Raw genomic sequence first — 13,666 nt, 5'->3', positions numbered from 1 at the left:
CAGCGGTTTGGACTACTACGACTTGCCGCAGGTTGCGAAGTGCGTTGGTGGTCTGCAAGGTCGATCAATGCAACGCATCCTGATCGCGAGCCTGCTCGCAGCTATGACATTGCTCATTGGTGGAAGCCCCGCAGCGTCGCGGCAGCTACAGGATGCGAGGGTTGTGGCAATAACCTTCGACGATCTGCCCTTTGCGAACGCTTCCGCGATCGAGAGGGCAGAAGCCGTCGAAGCCGATCGCGCGATCCGGCGAACGTTGGTCCGCCGGCGAGTGCCGGCTACCGGCTTCGTCACGGAGGACAATGTGCGTGCCCTTGGCCCGGATGGTCCCGCGATCCTGCGAGGTTGGCTACGAGACGGCCTCGATCTCGGGAATCATGGCGCCACTCATGCAGACATCAACGACCTTGATGCTGCTGCTGTTCGCCGCGAGATTGTCGATGGAGAAGCGACGTTCCTACCGCTCGCCAGATCGGTGGGGCGGCCGGTGACGTTCTACCGTTTCGCATACAATCATGTCGGTGCGACAGAGGCGCAGCGGTCGACGATCGAAAGTCTGCTGGCCGAACGCGGCTATCGACTGGCGGCCTCCACCATCGACACGTCGGACTATCTGTTCGACGAAGCCTACACGCGGGCGGCGCGTGATCCGGCGATACGACGCCGGATCGAGCGGGCATATCTGGATCATAGCCGGACACAAATCCGCTATTATCAGGCGTTGAACAGACAGGTGCTTGGGCGCGAGCCGCCGGCGATCATGCTGTTGCACAGCAACCGTCTCAATGCAGCGACGCTCGATCGGCTTGTCGGCATATTCCGGTCCGAGGGTTTCCGTTTTGTATCCCTCGCTCAGGCTCAAGCCGATCAAGCATACAGCACATCTCCCGCCTTCGCCACACGCTTCGGGCCGATGTGGGGTTATAGATGGGCGCGTGAGCGCCGTGTCCGGGTGGATGGTTCGCTGGAGCAGGAGCCGCCGAAGTGGCTTCAGGACTACGCAAAAACGGGAATCGCGAGCGGCCGCTAGAAACCGATCGGTGACAGCCGCTTTCCCGATATTCCATCCTCGTGGGAAAGCCCTGACCGTCTCCTAGCCCCAAGACTGATACTCAGGCCGACGCGGCGCCGCGCGGACGCCGGGACAAGGCAAACAACATAGCGAGCGCGAGCGCGGCCATGCCTGCGCCGGAGAGGGAGACGGCCGGATAGCCCAACCCTGCGGCGATCACCGCGCCGCCGACCGCCGCGCCGATGGCGTTGCCGAGGTTAAAGGCGCCGATGTTCATGGCCGAGGCGAGATTGGGTGCGTCGGCCGCCGCCTCCATCACCCGCATCTGCAAGGGCGGCACGATCGCGAAGCTGGCAAAACCCCAGACAAGGATCAGGACCGCGGCCGGCCACGGCCAGCGCATGAGTACGGCGAACGCGATCAGCACGACCAAAACGATGCCGAGCATGGCCGCCAGCGTCCGATCCACCGACCGATCGGCGAAGCGCCCTCCCAGCACATTGCCGATGGTCGCTCCGATCCCGAACAGGACTAGCATCGCGGTGACGAAGCCGGTCGAGACTCGCGTCGCATCGTGCAGGATCGGCACGATGTAGGTGAAGACGGTGAACATCCCGCCGAAGCCGATCGTGGTCAGCGCGAGTGCCCCGAGGACCGGACCACGCGCCAGGACGCGCAGTTCGGCGCGCATGTCCGCGCTACCCGTCGCCGGCAGCGACGGCAGCGCAAGCCGAAGCGCGAGCATCACCGCAGCGCCAAGCGCGGCGATGCCGCCGAACGCGGCGCGCCAGCCCAGCACGTCGCCGATCCATGACGCGAGCGGCAGCCCGCCGACCATCGCGATCGTCAGCCCGGAGAACATCGCGGCGACCGCGCCCGCCCGCCTGTCCGGCGGGACCAGGCTCGCCGCGACCACCGATCCGACCCCAAAGAACGCGCCGTGATTGAACGAAGTGATGACGCGCGCCGCCAGCAGCATCCAATAGCCATCCGCCAGTGCCGACAGCAGGCTGCCGACCGTGAAGATCCCCATTAGTCCGACCAGCAACGTGCGGCGGTTCATCCGCCCGGTCGTCAGCGTCATCAGTGGCGCGCCGATCATCACGCCGATCGCATAGGCGCTGACGAGCAGCCCGGCGACCGGGATCGAGATATGCAGGTCTGCCGCGATCAGCGGCAGCATGCCCATCGGCGCGAACTCCGTCACACCGATGCCAAAAGCGCCGGCAGCGAGCGCGAGGAGTGAGGGGTTGAAGCGCATGACCGACCTTCGTTGTTGCGCCAGACAAGATGGCAGCCGACCGGCTAACAATGTAGTCACCCGTTTGGACCAACAGCTTTGCGGTGGCAGCACGAATGGAGATCGGCGGTCGATCGGGTGAGATGGCTGTGTTCGCCGCCGTCATGGATCATGGCAGCCTGTCGGGGGCGGCCCGCTCGCTCGGGCTTACGCCCTCGGCGGTCAGCCGCGTCCTCGCCCGGATCGAGGCCAGGCTGGGCGTGCGGTTGCTGATCCGCACCACCCGGTCGCTGTCGGCGACGACAGAAGGGCAGGCCTATCTGCGCGCGGCCCGCCGCGTCCTCGCCGAACTGGCGGAGGTGGAGGAGAGCATCGCCGACCAGGCGTCTCCTCGCGGGCGGGTGCGGGTGACCACGTCGCTCGCCTATGGACGGCTTCATGTCGTGCCGCTGCTCGGCACCTTCGCTGCCCGTTACCCCGGCATCCTGGTGGACCTGAACCTCAGCGACCGGGTGGTGGACGTGCTGGGTGGACAGGCGGACGTGGCGATCCGCTTCGGCCAGCTTGCCGACAGTCCGCTGACCGCGCGACGCCTGGGTGAGACCGGACGCGTCGTCGTCGCCTCGCCGGCCTATCTGGAGCGCCACGGCGCGCCGCAGGTCCCCGAAGACCTGCTCACCCACAATTGCCTGAGCTTCAGCTTCCGTCGTGCCGAGCCGGGCTGGCCGTTCCGGCGTGACGGGCGCGATCTGGCGCTGGACGTCACCGGTGCGATCGAAGCCAACAGCGGTGAGGCGCTGGCGCAACTCGCGCGCGACGGTGTCGGGATCGCCCGGATCGGCACGTTCGCGGTGGAAGACGACCTTGCTTCGGGGCGGCTCGTGCCGCTGCTCGAAGCCTTCAACTCGCAGGACCGCGAGCCGCTGCACCTGCTGTTCGCTGGCGGATCGACCATGCCGGCCCGCGTGCGCGCGATGATCGATTTCCTGGCTGAGCGGCTCGGCCGAGGAAATGAATAGCGTCTCGCGCCCTCGTCCCCGGTTTCGCAAACTCCGTTTCCCTGGTCTGCCGTCACACCTCTGGAGCTGCAGGAATCCGTCACGATACGGCCGCCGTGGCTACCATGTCGGCACTATTCGGCAGCGTGTCGCAGGATCGTCACCGCATGTGTCGGTGGACCGCCCCCTGACCCAGATGTCCTGGATTTGAAGCGTCGGTCTGCCGTGGCGATTATCATGGTGCGTGGTTCCGCTGGCGACAGGCGATCACCGCAATTCCTCCGCCTTGAAGCCGTGATGCTCGATCAGGGAATGACGGACCGCATCCCAGACGAGTTCCCTGAACGCAGTCCGGTTCTGCAGGTCAGTGTCATAGGTGTAGGTGTCCGCCAGCGTCTTCGCCTCGCCGAGATCGTGGAAGAAGCGGCTGCGCATCGTGTAGCTTTCGGCGAACGTCTTCGTCATGTCATGTTCCTTTCCAGACGCATTTGCGGAAAAAGCAGTGTCGTGTCGGAAGCGTGTCGGGGGCCGCCGCGCGAAGGGTCAGGCGAGGTGACCGACGCCGCCTGTCATTGCCCGCCGGCCTCGATCATGGCGAGGATCGCCGGTGCCCGATCGACAGGCACGAACAGCCGCGTGCGGTACTGGATGATCTCGGTGAAGCAGCCGAGCGACTTCAGCCACTCGCGTTTGTCCGAAGGATAGCCGCGGATCTCCAGCCGGGTGTCGCCATTGACCAGCGTCCGGTGCAACCGTGCCTTGCCGAGGGCCGGCAACGGTCCCCCCTCGCCTCCTGTCGCCGCAACGATCGTCTCTTCGACTGACAGCCTCGCTACGGCGTCGATACCGAAATTGTCCGCCAGCCGTCCCAGCGCCTGCGCCGGTACGATCCGCCCCAGTTGCGAATAACCATGCGCGTCGGCGATCCGCCACACCCGTACGGTATCATCGGGCAGCTTGTCCCACACCGGCAGCAGCAACCCCGTCGCGATCGTGATCGTCTCCCGGTCGAGGCGGTCACGGGCCTCGGCCGCCTCCTCTTCCCAGCGTGCGCGGAACGCCGCCTCGGAGATCGCATGCCAGTGCGTCTGCCGCAGTTGATCGAGCGCGATGCGCTCTGAGCCGGTCGGTCGCACCAGCCGGCACATCGCGATCGGTCGTCCCTCCTCGTCGGTCACCGACCAGGACGGCACACGCAGCGCGACGCGACCGGACTTGCCGTTGTGCAGGAACGCGACGTCACCCCCACGCCCCTCGGTGTTCATCAGTTCCGCAAAGGGCGTAGCATGACGGCGGACATGCAGTTCGAGCCGTTGCAGCCGTGTCTCGGCGCCGGTCTCCGGATCGCGACGCAGTAGCCTGTCGTCGAGCACCTCGATCCGCTCGGCGAGGATCGTCTCGACGCCGACGTCGAGCGTGCCCGCGGCGCGGGCTGCGTCGACGCGCGCCTCGATGAGTCCCAGATATTCATCGAAGATCGCGTTCTGGACGGTGATGCGCAGCGCGAGGATGCGGTTGAGCCACCGCTGGATCGGCGGCAGCTTTTCCTTGAGTCCGCCGCTGTCCTTGTCGACCAGGGACAGGCCGGTCATCGTCTCGAAGTCGGCCAGGCTGACACTGGCCAGCTTGCCACGTTGGAGCAGCCGGTACCATTGTACCAGCGCCTCCTTCGCCATGTCGCTCTCGAGGTTGTCGGCGGGATCGAACAGGTTCTGGCTGCCGGTCTGGCGCTGGCCGCGGGTCAGCGCGCCGAGCGCATCGAGCCGCCGCGCGATCGTCGAGATGAACCGTCGCTCACCGCGGCAGTCGGTGGTGACCGGACGAAAGACCGGCGGCGTCGCCTGGTTGGTGCGGTGGGTCCGTCCCAACCCCTGCACCGCGTTTGCCGCACGCCAGCCGGGTTCGAGCAGGAAGTGGATGCGGCGGCGGTCGGCGCTCCCGGTCGCACGGTCGCTGTGATAGGAGCGGCCGGTGCCGCCCGCCTCGCTGAAGGCGAGGACAGCTTTGCGCGCCGACATGAACGCGTCGGTATCGGCAAGGTTGGCACGACCGCCGCGGCGTTCGACCTTCTGCCGGCCGGCGGCGTCGACGACGATGCGGCGGCTGCGCCCGGTCACCTCGGCGAAGCGATCGGTGCCGAAGTGACGGACCAGCTCGTCGAGCGCGGCCGGGACCGGCGGCATCGCGCACAGTTCCTCGATCAGCCCGTCGCGGGCGCGGATCGCTGCCTGGCAGAGCACCGGATTGCCGTCGGCATCCGTCATCGGCTCCGACCGCGTGGTATCGCCGGCATCCTTGAACACCCGCATCTGCCGGATCGGAAAGGCGCCGGTGAGGTAATCGACCATCGCCTCCCTCGGAGAGAGATCCAGGTCGGGGCTCGCGCGCTCCTCCGGACCGAGCGCGGCCAGTCGCCGGTCGAGCACCGCTTCGGCGGTGGTGACGAGCTGGATCACCGCGGAATGGCCGGCATCCACCTCGCGCTCGATCGCGGCAATCACCGAAGGCATTTTCATGCCGATGAGAAGCTGCGAGAAGAAGCGCTGCTTGGCGGACTCGAACCGCGACAGCGCCGCGCCCCTGGCCTGGGCGTTCAGTGTCTGACCGCCGACACGGTCGATGATACCGCTGGCCTTCAACGCCTGGTCGAGTCCACGGTGGATCACCGCTTATCGCGAGGAAGCGATAATGCGAAGGAGCGCGGCGTAGCCAGCGCAGCCGGGCATCGCGTTGCCACGTCCTTCGCATTATTCATGTTGATGCCGCCATCCCTAACGTGGCTGGTGGCAACGTCGGACCGACGTGACCTTTTGCAGATCGGTGATGTGATGGTCGGCGTTTGCGTAGGCGCGACGAGGGGGATGCCACCTCGGCCCCTGTCACGAACATCAAACTAAGGAATTTGGTCGATCGCCAACGAAACGCTACAAGCGGCCAACGAACATGCTTCGCCGCCCGTGTCGAGCAGGGCAAGCGCCTCCGACAGAAGTTGTCGGGCTGCTTTTTGAACAGCTCCAGTCGATGGGGGCGTCAATGCAGGATCAAACCGCAGTGCAACGGAAACGACAGGCATAACATTTCCTTTCCTCTCCCGTGCCTTAGCGATACCCCAGCATGGTTAACAAACCCTTTGGAGACATATTGTAGATGGGAAAAAAGGCCGGCATTGAGCCGGCCTAGAGTTTAGGAGAGGATGCCTGAAAGGCATCGGTATGCTGCACCTGCGAACGGCAGGACGCAAGCGCAAAAAGGCCTGTTTCGATAAGCTTCGTACAGGTCTCAGAGCTTGTCCTTGAGTCCTTTGGCGACAGTGAAGGAAAGCTTCTTGGATGCCGCTATCGTCATCGACTCACCGGTTGCCGGATTGCGCCCCTGTCGTTCCGCCCGATCCTTGACGGCGAATTTTCCAAAACCGTTGATCGACACCTCTTCGCCCTTCGCGACGGCGTTGGATATCTGGTCGAATACGGCAAGGACCGCGGCGCGGGCTGCGGCCTCGCTGGTAGAGGTCGCGCCAGCGACAGCTTTTGCAAGTTCACCGATATTCATGTGCGACGGCACTCCGTTTGCGAGATTGGCAAGCCTTATCCATGCTGCAGCGAGAGCCGCAAGGTGGATCGCGCTGATCAGAGCGGATGGGCGAACGCAAGAAGGATACCGAACCCGACGAGGCATGTACCTGTCCGAGCAAGGAAACCTTTAAGCCGACTCCCGAAAATTTCCTGATCGCGCCGTGCGCTGATTTCCTGCCAGCGCACATGGCCAAGATAGGCCGCGCCAGCTGCAAAGACGATGACCAGGGATTGAGCCCCGCCGGGATGGGAAAACCACCGCCATGCCGGAGTACTGAGAGGCTGGGCGGCAAATGCGATCAAACCCGTAAGGACGCTGAGGCCGACCATATTACCCGCGACGGTCGTAGCAAAATATCCGAAGGGCGGCGGTTTGGAGCCTTCAATTTGAGTCAAACGGTCGATCAGGCGGGCGGCATGCACGGTTAACCAGTCGAATACGGCCAACGATGCGACAATAAAGGCGCACACGCTCGTGATAAGGACCTTTGCAGCCTTGCCCGCAAATCTCGGATCCCAATATCCAAATTGCGGCCCGATACGATTTACCGCTACCTCGGTATATTGCTGCATCTGCGGCATTAGCATGCCCGTTGCAAAAACCCATGCAGCCGCGGCGATCCAGATACATATCAAGACACGCCACCATTGGGATGTGTATCGCAAACTTCTGTATGAGCTTGGCGTAAGCCAAAACGTCTGGGTTCCGAGAGCGAGCAATAGCGCGGGCTTTGCTTTGGTCGTCAGCTCGTTGCACCGACCCGGCAGATCATCCGCGGCTTTCCTCAGGCGTGTTTTCAGGTTCATGGCGCAGCGGTAGCAGAAATGCCTGCCGGGTGCCTTACCGGTTGTGTGCTGCCGACGATAGCCGAATTCTCGACATCCCGGAGGATGTATCGAGGATATCGTCATGTTGAAGCTACACGATGAACTGATCGCAGCGCTTACAAATTCTCTTACGATGCAGGGCTACAACCCGGTGGTTGTCGCCAACCACCGCCTCTACGCCCGCGCTTTTCTCGATTACCTCGCCGAATGCGAGATCGAGATCGAAGCGGTAACCCCGTCGCAAGTGGACCTATATCTCGTGTATGCGCGCCAGGATTTCGAAGCGCAGTATGGACGGTCGCCCAATGCGCGTTGGCACATGCTGCCAAGAACCTCGATCGACAAGGTGCTGCGGCTCGCACAAGGCACCTGGCCTCCGAAGGCCGCCATGGTCGGTCTGGACGCCAGGCATCGTCACATGATCTGTGACGAATATGAAGATTGGCTGCGTGACGAGCGCGGTCTGGCGACGGCGAGTATCGCGACGCTGATGTGGGAGGCGCGAAACTTCTTACGATGGCAGTTCGACCGCGGAGGCGTCGACGGCCTCCAGACCCTGGATATCGTCGATATCGACCTTTACATGGATCTGCGCACGGCCGGTCTGCGGCGAAAGTCGTTGGCCGATGTGGCTGAGCGCCTCCGTTCGCTTGTGCGCCATCTGCATCGAACCGGACGCATCCCGAGCGACCTTGCGCATCACATCGTTGCTCCCATGCTCTATGCCTACGAAAATGTGCCCTCGGCGCTGAACAAGGATCAGATCACCCGGGTGCTCGCCGAGACGAAGAGGGACGGAACCTCGCGCGGGCTTCGTGACCATGCGATACTTCAACTGCTTGCCACCTACGGACTGCGCCAGGGTGAAATCTGCCGCCTCCGGCTCGATGACGTAAACTGGCGCGGGGAATCCTTCTGGGTCCGGCATACCAAAACAGGAGCGCAGTCGCTCATGCCGTTACTTGCGCCTGTCGGCAACGCCCTGTTCGAGTACCTGCGCCATGGGCGCCCAGCGGCGAACGCCCGCGAAATATTCATCCGGTCCTGCGCGCCCTATCGACCGATGACGAGCCTGTACGGCATGATACGCGGGCGGTTGGCAGCGGCAGGCATCGAACTGTCAGGCAAGCGGGGCCCGCATGTCTTCCGCCACGCACGCGCAGTCGAAATGTTGCGGGCTTCGGTTCCGCAGAAGATAATCGGCGACGTACTTGGACATCGGTCGACCAAATCCACCGATGCGTATCTGAAGCTGGCGACGGATGATCTCCGGGCCGTCGCACTGGATGTGCCCGGATCGGCGGTGCCGTCATGAGCGCCTGGTACGATCCTGACCATCCGGTCATCGAAGCCTTTTTCGCGAAGTCCCGGATTCGGCAGGGAAGCAAGCCGACGTATCGCTGGTTTCTCCGGAGCTTCGCAGATGTCGCCCAACGCCATTCCGCCGTCGACAGGGAGATGCTCGACGCCTGGCTGAAGGAAACGGGAAAACGTTGGCGTATGTCGACGCTGCTCAACCAGATCTGCATCGTTGACCGCTTCCTCGATTATCTCACCGAGGCAGAGCTGATTACCGAAAATCCCATCGACGTGCTTCGCTGTCGATACAACGTCAAACAATGCAAGCCGGTTTGGCGGGCGTTGGCGTCGCCCAACCCCGACGACGCCCTCGCCGCGTTGCGACGTCCAATACCCTTCGGCAGCGTACTTGGCGACTTCATGCGCGACCATGTCCTGCTGATGCGCAGTCGGGGGTACAAATATGAGACGCAGGCGCCTGGCTGCTCCGCTTCGACCGATTCCTTCAAAGCCGTGCCGACCTGGCGGCGGAACCACTCGAGACGATGCTGGCGGGTTGGGCAGCGGCGAAGCCGACCCGCCATCACGCGGCCGAATGCCAGAAGTTGGCTCGGATACTGACGAAGGCACGTTTCCGCCTCGACCCGAGTATGCCGCCGAGGCGCTTTGACATTCGACCTGAGCAGGCCGTAGCGCGGGAGCACCGACGGCCGCACATCTTCAGCCCGGCCGACATTCGGACCTTGCTGGACACAGCCTTGTCCTATCCGTCGCCGGATGCGCCGTTGCGACCCCTAACCCTCTACACCATGATCGTGCTGGCCTATTGCGCCGGACTTCGACGAAGCGAACTCGCCTTGCTCGATCTCGGTGACGTGGACTTGGAAACCGGCGTCATCACGATCTGCGAGACGAAGTTCTACAAGACCCGGATCCTGCCGCTGTCCGACACCATCATGTTCGAATTGCGCGCCTATATCGATGCAAGGCACCGCGCCGGTGCCCCGTCCGGCCCGCATTCGGGACTATTCTGGCACGCCCACTTCGACGGCCGCTACCGCCCGGTCACGGTATCGACGATGATTACCAACGTCATGCGGAAGGCGGGACTCAAGCCTGCTTCGGGGCGAACAGGCCCGCGTGTCCATGACCTGCGGCATTCGATGGTCGTGAACCGTATCATTGAATGGTATAGATCCGGCATCAATCCGCAGGATAAGCTCCGCTTCCTCTCAACCTATATGGGCCACAAGGATCTCAATTCCACGCTGGTCTACATCACTGTCACGCAGGACCTGATGCAGGAGGCCAGCGAGCGGTTCCGCACGCTTGGCGCCAGACGCCTCACGATGGAGGTGCGGCCATGACGAAGGGCAACCCGCTGCCTGCATTGGTGCAGGCCTTTTTCCAGGAATGGCTCGCCGAGCAGCGCGGCGCGTCGGTTCATACGATACGGTCGTATCGCGATACCTGGAGGTTGTTCCTGCGGTTCGTTGCCGAGCAAAAGGGCGGCGGTGTTGCCCGACTAACACTGCTCGACGTCTCAGCCTGCGAGGTGCGCGCATTTCTTCATCATACCGAACATGATCGCAAGACCACGATCGGCACGCGGAACTGTCGGCTGGCGGCTATCCGTAGCTTCTTCACCTTCGTCGCAGACCGGGACCCCCAATACATTGCGCACTGTGCGGCAGTCCTGACCGTTCCTCTAAAGCGGGAGCCCACGTCGGCGCCCTGCTACCTTGACCCGGAAGAGGTCGAAGCCATTCTCGCCCAGCCGAACCGTTCAACGATTGAAGGCATGCGCGACCATGTGCTGCTGTCATTTCTGTATAATAGCGGCGCGCGCATTCAGGAAGCGCTGGATCTTTGTCCGGAAGCCATCCGGTTCGACGCACCCAACTCTGTACGCCTGTATGGTAAGGGGCGTAAGGAACGCATCTGCCCGCTATGGCCAGAAACCACGACGTTGCTGGCCAAGCTGCTCGACCGGCAGCCGCGCGCTTCGGGTCAGCAGATTTTCGTCAACCGATACGGGGAGCCACTAGGGGCATCTGGCGTGAGGTTCAAGCTCAGCACTTATGTGGAGGCTGCCGCAAAAACCTTGCCGACACTCCGGTCAAAACATGTGACGCCGCACAGCTTCCGGCATGCGACGGCCGTTCACCTCGTGGCTGCGGGAGTCGATATCACTGTCATCCGCAGTTGGCTCGGACACGTCAGCCTCGACACCACCAACCACTACGCTCAGGCCAATCTCGAAACCAAGCGAAAGGCGCTGGAACAGGTCGCGGCACCGACCGCAGCCAATGTTCGACCGTCATGGAAGCGAGACGCCAGCCTGCTGGAGTGGCTGGATACGCTTTGAGATAATGCGAAGGACGTGGCGACGCGACGCCCGGCTGCGCCGACCTACGCCGCGTTCCTTCGCATTATCGCTTCCTCGCGATAAGCGGTGTTATGCCAAGCTGCGCATAACACGCTCCAGGCATCGGCGTAGGCGTCGTAGATCGCGATCTGATCGGGTGTCAGCGCGTGTTCGAGCGGGTCGTACTCGACGCCGGCGAAGCTGAGCGCTCGCGCGGTGTAGCGGCCCATCGCCTTGAGGTCGCGCGCGACCACCTCCATCGCGGCGATGCCGCCGGCTTCCATCGCCACGAGAAAGGCGGACCGGGTTTCGAACGCGGTGCCCGGTCCCCACAGCCCGAGCCGGGCGGCATAACAGAGGTTGGCGGGATCGGTCGCACCCGTCGCCGAGACGTAGAGGATGCAGGCTCGTGGGGCCGCGTTCTGCAGCCGAACGCCGGCGAGCCCCTGCTCCGACCCCTTGGCGTTGCCGAACTCGGACTCCGTGCCCGCGGCATTGGCCATGCCGTGCGCCTCGTCGAACACGATCACGCCATCGAAGTCGTCGCCGACAAACGCGAGGATTTGCTGGAGCCGCGACGCGCTCTCGCCGCGTTGCGAGCGCAGCGTGGCATAGGTCATGAACAGAATGCCGCTGGTCATCGGGATCGTGGCACCGATCGGGAAGGCATCGAGCCCCTGGATATCGACCGCGAGCCCGCCGAGCGCGCTCCAGTCGCGGCGTGCATCCTCGATCAACGCCGCGCTCTTCGAGATCCAGAGGTGACGCCGGCGACCACGGCACCACTGGTCCATGATGCAGGCCGCTGCCTCGCGTCCCTTGCCGACGCCGGTGCCGTCGCCGATGAAGAAGCCCATGCGATAGGCGCGCCCGTCGGCGTGCTCGACGAGGAGGTCGCCGGCCTTGTTGGGGACGAACCGTCCGGGCAGGTCGCGTTCGAAGGCGGCGCCGGCGAGGATCACCGTCTCGAGCTGCGCCTCGGACAGCGCCGCGACGGTGCGGGTGGGCAATCGCGGGTGGTAGGCGACCGGCGGCGGCAGCACCGATGCCATCGCCAGTGACTCGACCAGATCGTCGGGATGCGGCCTGGCGCCGGGAATGTCGATGCGCGCCAGCCGCCAGGGCGCGTAGATGCCGACCGCCTCGCCGACCGGCCGCGGTTCGTCACGCAGCCTGTAGGAGAGCAGCGGCACCTCCTGCTCGACCACCGGTGCCGCCGCGGGCGCGGCCAGCCGCCGCGCGCCGACGCCGCGCAGCAGCCCGGCCGGGGCCTGCGGCCGTACGGCGAGCGGGCGCCGGATCACCGGTGCCGCCGGCGGCGGCTGATCGTCGGGATCGAGCCGGTCGGGAAGGCAGAGCACGATTCCGAGTGCCGCCTCGACCGTGTGGGCGACTTGATGATCGGTGGCGCCGATCCAACCCTTGTCGAACACGATGAGCCGGGCCGCGATCGAGGTGCCGTGCTTTGCATAGGCGTTGCCGCCGATGGTGATCTCGACACGGGGCCGCGCGACCTCGCCGACGCTGGCATAACCCGCGGCGCCGGGACCATCGGCCATGAACGACGGCGGCATGATCGCGACGCACCTCCCGCAAGGCGCCAGCCGGTCGAGCGCCGAGCGGAGATGCCGCGCGCCGGCATGACGATCATGACCGCGGCCCTCGCTACGGCTGAACGGCGGGTTGATGAGCACGACGCTCGGGCGAACGGAAGCCGGCAGCAGATCGTCGATGTGGACGGCGTCGTGCGTCGAAACCGGCTGGCCGAGCGCGTGCGCCAGCAGCCCGGCGCGTGCCGGATCGCGTTCGTTGAGCGTCAGGGATGCGCCGGCACGCTTCGCATGGATGGCGAGCATCCCGGTGCCCGCGGACGGTTCGAGGACGTGATCGCCCGGGCGGATCGCCGCCGCCTGCCCTGCCAGCCAGGCAAGGCCGATCGGGGTCGAGAATTCCGATGACCATTTGTCAATCGAGCGGGCGCAGTTGTCCCGCCGCCCAGCAGAGGTGCCGTTCGTCATGAGGTATCCTTGCGAGTTGTTGCTGGAGGTCAGGGCACCGGACTTGAACGACGGTAGCTCAAACTCCGATACGGGGGTTGGTTACCCCAGGATGAAAAGCGTCAGAGGCCTTCTGTCATTCTGCTGTCAGACGTCCGGGACGAGCCCGGATCTCAATTCTCGACCGACGGTTTGCCTCTTCCCGCGTCCGATGCCCTGGCCACCAGCAACACCGCAGCGCTGTCGTTACGCCGCCTTCGGTGTGGCGCCGACCACCGTGGCCCAGATGAATCCTACCAGTTCGCGAGCGACCGCAGTCGCGGCGACGTTGCTGCGCTTTCCGCATCCCTCC

The 13,666-nt window shown here is 64.3% G+C and carries 12 protein-coding genes; 6 read left to right on the top strand and 6 right to left on the bottom strand.

Annotated elements, in window-relative coordinates:
- The first annotated feature begins 67 nt into the window (after positions 1 to 67).
- Entirely contained in the window at positions 68 to 1,030 is a 963-nt protein-coding gene (locus tag AC07U4_RS19165) for a polysaccharide deacetylase family protein (RefSeq protein ID WP_495196570.1), read from the top strand.
- Positions 1,031 to 1,112: 82 nt separating this feature from the next.
- Here the strand turns inward: AC07U4_RS19165 and AC07U4_RS19160 are convergent, their stop codons facing one another.
- Positions 1,113 to 2,273, bottom strand: coding sequence for an MFS transporter (locus AC07U4_RS19160; protein WP_495196569.1), 1,161 nt, complete (start codon positions 2,271 to 2,273; stop codon positions 1,113 to 1,115).
- 95 nt (positions 2,274 to 2,368) lie between these two features.
- Here AC07U4_RS19160 and AC07U4_RS19155 point away from each other — a divergent pair, with 95 nt between their 5' ends.
- Positions 2,369 to 3,271, top strand: a complete 903-nt coding sequence (locus AC07U4_RS19155; RefSeq protein ID WP_495196756.1) for a LysR family transcriptional regulator — start codon at positions 2,369 to 2,371, stop codon at positions 3,269 to 3,271.
- 246 nt (positions 3,272 to 3,517) lie between these two features.
- Here the strand turns inward: AC07U4_RS19155 and AC07U4_RS19150 are convergent, their stop codons facing one another.
- The 4 genes from AC07U4_RS19150 to AC07U4_RS19135 all read right to left on the bottom strand — a co-directional run bounded on the left by AC07U4_RS19150 (position 3,518) and on the right by AC07U4_RS19135 (position 7,404).
- Positions 3,518 to 3,715 (bottom strand): hypothetical protein, encoded by a 198-nt coding sequence (locus AC07U4_RS19150; RefSeq protein ID WP_495196568.1) that lies wholly within the window; start codon positions 3,713 to 3,715, stop codon positions 3,518 to 3,520.
- A gap of 104 nt (positions 3,716 to 3,819) precedes the next feature.
- The gene (locus tag AC07U4_RS19145) at positions 3,820 to 5,916 is read right to left on the bottom strand and encodes a strawberry notch C-terminal domain-containing protein (RefSeq protein ID WP_495196567.1); all 2,097 of its coding nucleotides are present in this window, start codon (positions 5,914 to 5,916) and stop codon (positions 3,820 to 3,822) included.
- Between the two features lie 613 nt (positions 5,917 to 6,529).
- Positions 6,530 to 6,799, bottom strand: coding sequence for an HU family DNA-binding protein (locus AC07U4_RS19140; RefSeq protein WP_495196566.1), 270 nt, complete (start codon positions 6,797 to 6,799; stop codon positions 6,530 to 6,532).
- Between the two features lie 77 nt (positions 6,800 to 6,876).
- Positions 6,877 to 7,404 carry a hypothetical protein gene (locus AC07U4_RS19135; protein ID WP_495196565.1) on the bottom strand — a complete coding sequence of 176 codons (528 nt, stop codon included), beginning with the start codon at positions 7,402 to 7,404 and terminating at the stop codon, positions 6,877 to 6,879.
- A 328-nt stretch (positions 7,405 to 7,732) separates the two neighbouring features.
- On the opposite strand from AC07U4_RS19135, the gene AC07U4_RS19130 reads away from it, so the two are divergent.
- The 4 genes from AC07U4_RS19130 (at position 7,733) to AC07U4_RS19115 (ending at position 11,317) form a co-directional block, all read left to right on the top strand.
- Positions 7,733 to 8,965: a site-specific integrase gene (locus AC07U4_RS19130; RefSeq protein WP_495196564.1), complete on the top strand. Its 1,233-nt coding sequence runs from the start codon at positions 7,733 to 7,735 to the stop codon at positions 8,963 to 8,965.
- Positions 8,962 to 9,570, top strand: a complete 609-nt coding sequence (locus AC07U4_RS19125; protein ID WP_495196563.1) for a hypothetical protein — start codon at positions 8,962 to 8,964, stop codon at positions 9,568 to 9,570. Before AC07U4_RS19130 ends, AC07U4_RS19125 begins: the two co-directional genes overlap by 4 nt.
- A 137-nt stretch (positions 9,571 to 9,707) precedes the next feature.
- Positions 9,708 to 10,316, top strand: coding sequence for a tyrosine-type recombinase/integrase (locus AC07U4_RS19120; protein ID WP_495196562.1), 609 nt, complete (start codon positions 9,708 to 9,710; stop codon positions 10,314 to 10,316).
- The gene (locus tag AC07U4_RS19115) at positions 10,313 to 11,317 is read left to right on the top strand and encodes a tyrosine-type recombinase/integrase (protein WP_495196561.1); all 1,005 of its coding nucleotides are present in this window, start codon (positions 10,313 to 10,315) and stop codon (positions 11,315 to 11,317) included. The genes AC07U4_RS19120 and AC07U4_RS19115 overlap by 4 nt, the downstream gene beginning before the upstream one ends.
- 44 nt (positions 11,318 to 11,361) lie before the next feature.
- On the opposite strand, the gene AC07U4_RS19110 is transcribed toward AC07U4_RS19115, so the two are convergent.
- Entirely contained in the window at positions 11,362 to 13,335 is a 1,974-nt protein-coding gene (locus tag AC07U4_RS19110; RefSeq protein WP_495196560.1) for a strawberry notch-like NTP hydrolase domain-containing protein, read from the bottom strand.
- Between the last annotated feature and the right edge of the window lie 331 nt (positions 13,336 to 13,666).

The sequence above is a fragment of the Sphingomonas sp. GW821-FHT02B09 genome (assembly GCF_059421875.1).
This window is presented reverse-complemented; position numbering and strand designations above follow the sequence as displayed.

Coding starts and splice junctions, on each gene's coding strand:
- AC07U4_RS19155 (WP_495196756.1), top strand. CDS start 2,369: ATGGAGATCGGCGGTCGATCGGGTGAGATGGCTGTGTTCGCCGCCGTC.
- AC07U4_RS19135 (WP_495196565.1), bottom strand. CDS start 7,404: ATGCCGCAGATGCAGCAATATACCGAGGTAGCGGTAAATCGTATCGGG.
- AC07U4_RS19140 (WP_495196566.1), bottom strand. CDS start 6,799: ATGAATATCGGTGAACTTGCAAAAGCTGTCGCTGGCGCGACCTCTACC.
- AC07U4_RS19125 (WP_495196563.1), top strand. CDS start 8,962: ATGAGCGCCTGGTACGATCCTGACCATCCGGTCATCGAAGCCTTTTTC.
- AC07U4_RS19110 (WP_495196560.1), bottom strand. CDS start 13,335: ATGACGAACGGCACCTCTGCTGGGCGGCGGGACAACTGCGCCCGCTCG.
- AC07U4_RS19165 (WP_495196570.1), top strand. CDS start 68: ATGCAACGCATCCTGATCGCGAGCCTGCTCGCAGCTATGACATTGCTC.
- AC07U4_RS19115 (WP_495196561.1), top strand. CDS start 10,313: ATGACGAAGGGCAACCCGCTGCCTGCATTGGTGCAGGCCTTTTTCCAG.
- AC07U4_RS19160 (WP_495196569.1), bottom strand. CDS start 2,273: ATGCGCTTCAACCCCTCACTCCTCGCGCTCGCTGCCGGCGCTTTTGGC.
- AC07U4_RS19130 (WP_495196564.1), top strand. CDS start 7,733: ATGTTGAAGCTACACGATGAACTGATCGCAGCGCTTACAAATTCTCTT.
- AC07U4_RS19150 (WP_495196568.1), bottom strand. CDS start 3,715: ATGACGAAGACGTTCGCCGAAAGCTACACGATGCGCAGCCGCTTCTTC.